Origin of the sequence: Methylobacterium variabile (genome assembly GCF_001043975.1) — a bacterium.
GTDB classification, from domain to species: Bacteria; Pseudomonadota; Alphaproteobacteria; order Rhizobiales; family Beijerinckiaceae; genus Methylobacterium; species Methylobacterium variabile.
The window spans coordinates 1-704 of sequence record NZ_LABY01000549.1; the positions used below are offsets into that span (position 1 = coordinate 1).

1 protein-coding gene and 1 pseudogene are annotated in these 704 nt (G+C 55.8%); one reads left to right on the top strand and one right to left on the bottom strand.

Going from position 1 to position 704, the window contains the following annotated elements; genetic code table 11:
• A partial coding sequence (locus tag VQ02_RS39670; RefSeq protein ID WP_157080941.1) for a hypothetical protein occupies window positions 1–247 on the top strand: 247 nt, incomplete at its 5' end.
• Window positions 248–502: 255 nt separating this feature from the next.
• Here VQ02_RS39670 and VQ02_RS38915 read toward each other — a convergent pair.
• A pseudogene (locus VQ02_RS38915) lies at window positions 503–704 on the bottom strand (IS21 family transposase); the annotation flags it as partial.

A 704-nucleotide genomic window follows, 5' to 3' on the forward strand; every position in this document is an offset into this window, starting at 1 on the left:
CGGGGGTGTCGTTCACGCCCTGCGGGGAGCCACGGCGCTGAAGGTCGAAGAGAAGGATGCTTCAGTGGCACTCGGCTTTTCGCTTCCTAGTTCAGAAGTTGGTCCATCGATCGCCTACCGTAGAACCGAAGCAAAGCTGAAGGGGTATGTTGGTGAAGCTTGCCCGGAATGTGCCAACTTTACTCTGGTTCGGAACGGAACGTGCATGAAGTGCGACACCTGCGGTAGCACTACCGGCTGCTCATAAGACGAGTACCAGAACATTGCGTTCATGACGTGCACCAAAACATTGCGTTTTTAGCGGTGTTTCTGACTACTAAAACGGCATAAATTTACGTTTTAGAGGAAGACGCGCGGAGAATTCCGCGCGTTTTTCCGTTTATTTGCAATGGTTTATAGTGAATTTAGCCCTTCATGCGGCGTGTCAGAGGGCCATAGGCCCAAGGTGCGGGCAATCGCCTTATGGGACCACTGCCGCTACGTTTCGACGCCGGAGATGCGGGCGCATTTCCTCTAACGGAACCGTGACGTTCGTGCCGCCGATCAGCACTTCTCGTGGCTTCAGTCGAACTGGTAGGCATCGCCCCAGGGTGAACGACAACGGCATGAAGGCCTGAGCTGTGACCGAGGCGCACTCGCGCTTCCAGGTTTTGGCATAGCGCCGAACGGCATCGTAGCCACCGTCGTAGCCGAGCCCACGAGAC